This window comes from Pseudomonas edaphica, assembly GCF_005863185.1.
GTDB classification, from domain to species: Bacteria; Pseudomonadota; Gammaproteobacteria; order Pseudomonadales; family Pseudomonadaceae; genus Aquipseudomonas; species Aquipseudomonas edaphica.
On sequence record NZ_VBVZ01000809.1, the window covers coordinates 1 to 2,353 of the forward strand.

Genomic DNA, 2,353 nt, shown 5'->3' on the forward strand with positions numbered 1-2,353 from the left:
ACTGGGGCCGCTTCGCAGCCCAACGCAGGACAAGCCTGCTCGCCACAACAGCCCACCTGCCACAGACTTGGCTATCGCAGGCAAGCCAGCTCCCACATTTTTAGACCACAGTCAGGCAGTTGGTTTTGGAGGATTCAGGCACTCGATAGAGCGGTCCACCGTGGTCTTGGCCACCTCCAGCAAATGCCACACCGCCAGAATCTTCTCCCGCTGGGGGCTGGCCAGCAGATCACCGCAATTGAGCGCGGTCGCTGAAGCGCTGTCGAGCAAGCTGGCGGTGTAGAGCAGGGCGTCTTCGAAGCTCAGGTCTTCGATTTGAACACCCTTGGAGGGCAGGTAATGGTCGATGGCGCGATTGAAGGCGGCGCGGTCTTTGGTGCAATTGCGGGGTGGGTCGGGGACGACTTTTTTCATGGTGTACCTTCGCGTTAGATAAGGGACGGACACCCTTCGCGACTAAACGAGGGTGGCGGCTGTACGCAGGTTAGTCGACCGGCTCCAACGCGAAAATTCCGGCGCACCCGAAGGTGCCCTGCGCACAGCCACCATAAAACCTCATGGAGGACCATGCACGCGTTGGAAGGTCGGGCGACTAAACCCGATCACTGATAAGCAGTGACGGATCGCAGACTAGCCATCGATTCCAACAGGCACAAGGCGGCAGGGATTGTCTAGGAAACGTCCTGCAATTAAAAGAGACACGCCTTGCTGGCCCTTTACAAACCATGACCAAACGCCATCAACCGCAGGTTCCGATTTGATCGTTCCCACGCTCCGCGTGGGAATGCAGCCCGCGACGCTCCGCGTCGCAAGTGCGCAATGGTGGAGAGACGCAGCGCGTCCCAAGAGGCGTTCCTTTGCTGCGCGTGGGAACGATCGCCATCAACCGCAGGTTCCGATGGAACCTTTTTTGCCGTCACCACCAACACACTGTGCAGTTTCGCCTGAAACGTCGGCGTCAGCGTTTCGACGCCGTTGGATTTTGATGGACAACCTGGCTCATGACCCCAACGCTTGGACACTTTCAGCCTTTCATACAGACGCGCGCGCCGACGTTGCCTACCCCTCGCACAGAGGCCGACACCTCCAGCCTGCCGACGCGCGCGCAAACACGGCCGGCGGATGATCAACGCTCAGCGACGCAGATCTACAAGGACAACCCCATGCTGGGCACGGGCATCATGTCGCGAGCCTATGGCTGGAACCCACAAAGGCGTGAGCGCCAAACCAGACTGATCACCCACTTGAAGCGACAGGTGGGCGACTTTACCGCCGCCAACCCAGACCCCGTGTCGCGCGCCGACGCCATGTATCGCCTGGCGCGGGTGATCCACCACATCGACAACGACCCCTGTCTGCGCCGGGTCAAAGGCAGTTATCCAGGGGATGGGCGCCTGGACGTGCAGGGTATAAAGGGGTTTGCGTCCGAGGTGGACCGCCTGACTCAGTTCGCCGAGCAAGGCTACCGCGTACTGGGGGAGGGCGGTCGTGGGCTCGTCTGGCCAAAGCCTGCCCCCCACGGCCGCGCAGCAGGTGACCGACGCGCGGTGCAGGCAATCACTGTGAATCCCTTGTTCAAGGCACTTGATAACGTGCTCGACGCGAACGAACGGCTCGCCTTCAAAGTGCTCGTAGGCGGTGACTGGAACGACCCCCGGTTACCCGCCGATGTTCGCGCTGACAGTGCCGCGAATGCTGAACACCTCCTTGAATTCATTGATCAGCAAGGCGGCGCCCATTCCACGGCCAGTAACGGCGAAATAGACGGAAGGGTGGAGGACGTTCCTGACCTTCCTGCGTCTTACCTGACACGTGAGCATTTCACTTACCCCGGTTCTGAAGCGCGGCGGCTGTCGGATTTTGCTTATGTCGGTTATGCCGTGTTTGAGAAGCGCTAGCGGCGTTCCAGGCAGGGTGACGCCGATAATGCCGTCAGCGTGGCGTTGGAACAAACGCCACGCTGCCACCCGAGCGCTTCTGGAACAACCGCTCGCCATTATCCGGCTGCGTGGTGATCACCGTGTGATCCGCGCCCAGGTAGGCCAGCGGCGTCGGGTCTTCCTTGGAATACTGCGCGACGATAATGGTGTGCTGCGGGTCGAAGCCCTGGCCGCTGGTTTTTTCCAGCCAGGCCATCAAGGCGGCGCTGTCGCCCTGGCGCGGGAAGTCCTGGGTTTCGCTGACGTAGTAGAACGGTTTGCCGCCATTTTGCAGGTACATCGGCACTTTGTTGTCGACTTCTACCATCACCATCTGCCATTGATTCCACGGTGCGCTTTTGGTCGCCTCGGCTTGTACATCGTCGGCGAAGCGGGTCACGCCGCCGTTGCCGGTGACCCAGGGATAGACGCCC

General features: G+C 60.6%; 2 protein-coding genes and 1 pseudogene. 1 reads left to right on the forward strand and 2 read right to left on the reverse strand.

What is annotated here, in order from left to right:
• Positions 1–111: 111 nt before the first annotated feature.
• Positions 112–414 (reverse strand): DUF6124 family protein, encoded by a 303-nt coding sequence (locus tag FEM54_RS30730; RefSeq protein ID WP_138454081.1) that lies wholly within the window; start codon positions 412–414, stop codon positions 112–114.
• A gap of 587 nt (positions 415–1,001) precedes the next feature.
• Between FEM54_RS30730 and FEM54_RS30740 the strand changes: the two genes are divergently transcribed.
• Positions 1,002–1,898 (forward strand): hypothetical protein, encoded by an 897-nt coding sequence (locus tag FEM54_RS30740; RefSeq protein ID WP_171045945.1) that lies wholly within the window; start codon positions 1,002–1,004, stop codon positions 1,896–1,898.
• Between the two features lie 34 nt (positions 1,899–1,932).
• Here the strand turns inward: FEM54_RS30740 and FEM54_RS30745 are convergent.
• Positions 1,933–2,353, reverse strand: a pseudogene (locus FEM54_RS30745) (dolichyl-phosphate-mannose--protein mannosyltransferase); the annotation flags it as partial.

Bases quoted from the DNA above. Each gene is read 5' to 3' on its own strand.
- FEM54_RS30730 (WP_138454081.1), bottom strand. From the start codon at position 414: ATGAAAAAAGTCGTCCCCGACCCACCCCGCAATTGCACCAAAGACCGC.
- FEM54_RS30740 (WP_171045945.1), top strand. From the start codon at position 1,002: ATGACCCCAACGCTTGGACACTTTCAGCCTTTCATACAGACGCGCGCG.